The 2,805-nt window shown below is 64.3% G+C and carries 4 protein-coding genes; all 4 read right to left on the bottom strand.

What is annotated here, in order from left to right; all coding sequences use genetic code 11:
• A partial coding sequence (locus EN893_RS27320) for a ThuA domain-containing protein (RefSeq protein ID WP_128361925.1) occupies nucleotides 1-618 on the bottom strand: 618 nt, incomplete at its 3' end.
• A 42-nt stretch (nucleotides 619-660) separates the two neighbouring features.
• Nucleotides 661-1,683: an LLM class flavin-dependent oxidoreductase gene (locus tag EN893_RS27315; protein ID WP_164748804.1), complete on the bottom strand. Its 1,023-nt coding sequence runs from the start codon at nucleotides 1,681-1,683 to the stop codon at nucleotides 661-663.
• A 70-nt stretch (nucleotides 1,684-1,753) separates the two neighbouring features.
• Complete coding sequence (locus tag EN893_RS27310) at nucleotides 1,754-2,641, bottom strand: ABC transporter permease (RefSeq protein ID WP_128361924.1); 888 nt, start codon at nucleotides 2,639-2,641, stop codon at nucleotides 1,754-1,756.
• Nucleotides 2,638-2,805: an ABC transporter permease subunit gene (locus EN893_RS40095; protein WP_348632512.1), complete on the bottom strand. Its 168-nt coding sequence runs from the start codon at nucleotides 2,803-2,805 to the stop codon at nucleotides 2,638-2,640. Before EN893_RS40095 ends, EN893_RS27310 begins: the two co-directional genes overlap by 4 nt.

The raw sequence follows: 2,805 nt of genomic DNA, 5'->3' as shown, positions 1-2,805 counted from the left end.
CTCCACCATCAGCGCCATTTCCGGCACCGCGAACTCATCCGCAGTGTGACCAAGGGAACTGTAGAAAACCTTCCCCGCCCCATAGCGCCGTTTCCAGACGACCGGCATGACGACGCCGCCTATCCCAGGAAAATGCGCGTCGGTGAAGGTGGTGGTCGCCAGCACTTCGTTGCTCGGGTCGACATGCATGTAATACTGCTCCGACCGGTAGGCGAAATCGCTGATGCCCGATGTGATCGGCTCGTCCGGCCTGGTGATCGCGACAGTATAGTCGATGATGTTGCCGGGATGCGCCACCCATTGGCCGCCGGTCATGAACTGATAGTCGGGCTCATTGCGGAAACTGTCGCCCATCGTGCCGTGGAAGCCGCCGAGTCCGCTCCCCCCGCGAACCGCATGCATCAGGTTCTGCAGCTCGGCCTTTTCGATCGTCGACATCGTGATGACGGGCACGATGAGATCGAAGGAAGCAAGCTCCGGATCAGCGAACATCGCCGTGCCCTCACCCAGCGTGACGTCGAAGCCGTTTCGCTCAAGCAAGGTGCGAACGACCTTCGCGCTCTGCTCCGGCGTGTGGCCCTCCCAGCCGCCCCAAGCGATCAAGGCCTTCTTTGGCATGGTGTCCCTCCCTTGGAGCACTCCGCTTCGATCTATCTGGCGTCAGCGCCAGCCCAGCGCCGGCGCGACATGGGTCAGGATCGCCTCGATGACATGCGCATTGTAGTCGACGCCGAGCTGGTTCGGAACGGTGAGCAGCAGCGTGTCGGCCTCGGCGATTGCCTCGTCCTGCGCCAATTCCTTGATCAGCACATCCGGCTCGGCCGCATAGCTGCGCCCGAAGATCGCCTTGGTGTTCTCCTCGATGAAGCCGATCTGGTCGCGGCCCTCATTGCCGCGGCCGAAATAGGCACGGTCGCGATCGTCGACCAGCGCGAAGATGCTGCGGCTGACCGAGACGCGCGGCTCGCGCTTGTGACCGGCCGCTTTCCAGGCTTCGCGGTAGATGCGGATCTGCTCGGCCTGCTGGATGTGGAACGGCTTGCCGCTCTCGTCGAATTTGAGCGTCGAGCTCTGCAGGTTCATGCCGAGCTTGGCCGCCCATTCCGACGTGGCGTTGGTGGCAGCACCCCACCAGATCCGCTCGCGTAAACCCTCCGAATGCGGCTCGAGGCGCAAGAGGCCGGGCGGATTGGGGAACATTGGACGTGGATTGGGCTGGGCGAACCCCTCGCCCCGCAGCGTCTCGAGGAAGACCTCGGCATGATGCCGCGCCATGTCGGCGTCGCTCTGGCCTTCCGGCGGCGCATAGCCGAAATGGCGCCAGCCATCGATCACCTGCTCGGGCGAGCCGCGGCTGATGCCGAGCTGCAGGCGGCCGCCGGCGATGATGTCGGCAGCACCGGCGTCCTCGGCCATGTAGAGCGGGTTCTCGTAGCGCATGTCGATGACGGCGGTGCCGATCTCGATGCGGCTGGTCTTGGCTCCGACTGCCGCCAGCAGCGGGAACGGCGAAGCGAGCTGGCGGGCGAAATGATGCACGCGGAAATAGGCCCCATCCGCCCCCAGTTGCTCGGCGGCGATCGCCAGCTCGATGGATTGCAAAAGCGCGTCCGATGCCGAGCGCACTTGCGATTGCGACGAGGGCGTCCAGTGCCCGAACGACAGGAAACCGATTTTCTTCATAGCCATGCGATATAAGGATGCGCGTCAGGCTTCAATGCAAAAGAGATTTTTCGACGCGCCCAATCCAGGCTCATGCATCGCTATTTTCAAACGCGCCGATGCCTTGCGCGATCAGGTTGGTCGCCATGACCAGTGAGACGATTGCCGCGGAATTGAAGACGACGACCCACCATTTGCCGCCGGTCAGGAAGCCATAGCCGTCGGCGACAGCCAGTCCCCAGTCGGCCGATGGCGGCTGGATGCCGAGGCCGAGAAAGCTCAGCGTCGCGATCGAAAAGAACGCGTAGCCCAGCCTTGTGACCAGCTCGATCAAGATCGTTTCCCTGATGTTGGGCAGTATCTCCAGAAACATGATGGCGAGCGGGCCCTCGCCGCCAAGCCGCGCAGCGCTGACATAGTCGCGCTCCTTCTGCCCGCGCACGGCGGCGCGGACGGTGCGCGCCACCAGCGGCGCGTAGGCGATGCCGATCACCAGGATGACCGTTACATTGGACGGGCCGATGGCCACCAGCGTCATGGTGACGAGAACGATGAACGGAAACGCCATCAGCGTATCGAGCAGCCGCGCGCCGATGGCATCGACCAGGCCGTCGAAATAGCCGAGCACCAACCCGATGATGCTGCCGGCGGCGACACCGGCCAGCGTCGCCAGCGGCGCAACCAGCAGGATGTCGCGCGATCCGACGACTATGCGGGACAGCACGTCGCGGCCGAGCTGATCGGTCCCGAACCAGTGCAGCGCGTCGGGCGGCGTCAGCATCGCCAGGAAATCCTCGGCATAGGGATCGTAGGGAACGAAGAGGTTGCCTGCTATGGCGCACACGACCCAGAACAGAAGCAGCAGCGATCCGACCACGACCGACGGCGGCAATCCGGCGAAAGCACTGCGGATCCGGCGCACTGCCGGAAAGCCGGCCACGGAGCGCGGTGGTGCGGGAAACTCCGCCAGATCTGTCATGGCGAGGTCCGGCGGCGTTGCCGCGGATCGAGCAGCGCCAGTACGAGGTCGCCGGCCGCCGCCGACAGCACGAAGATTGCCGCCATCACCAGCACGCCGGCCTCGAGCATCGGGAAATCGCGTGCCTTGGCCGCATTCAGAACCAGATTGCCAAGCCCCTGGAT

The sequence above is a fragment of the Mesorhizobium sp. M7A.F.Ca.CA.004.04.2.1 genome (assembly GCF_004022825.1).
Classification (GTDB): Bacteria; Pseudomonadota; Alphaproteobacteria; order Rhizobiales; family Rhizobiaceae; genus Mesorhizobium.
This window is presented reverse-complemented; position numbering and strand designations above follow the sequence as displayed.

Coding starts and splice junctions, on each gene's coding strand:
- EN893_RS27315 (WP_164748804.1), bottom strand. CDS start 1,683: ATGAAGAAAATCGGTTTCCTGTCGTTCGGGCACTGGACGCCCTCGTCG.
- EN893_RS27310 (WP_128361924.1), bottom strand. CDS start 2,641: ATGACAGATCTGGCGGAGTTTCCCGCACCACCGCGCTCCGTGGCCGGC.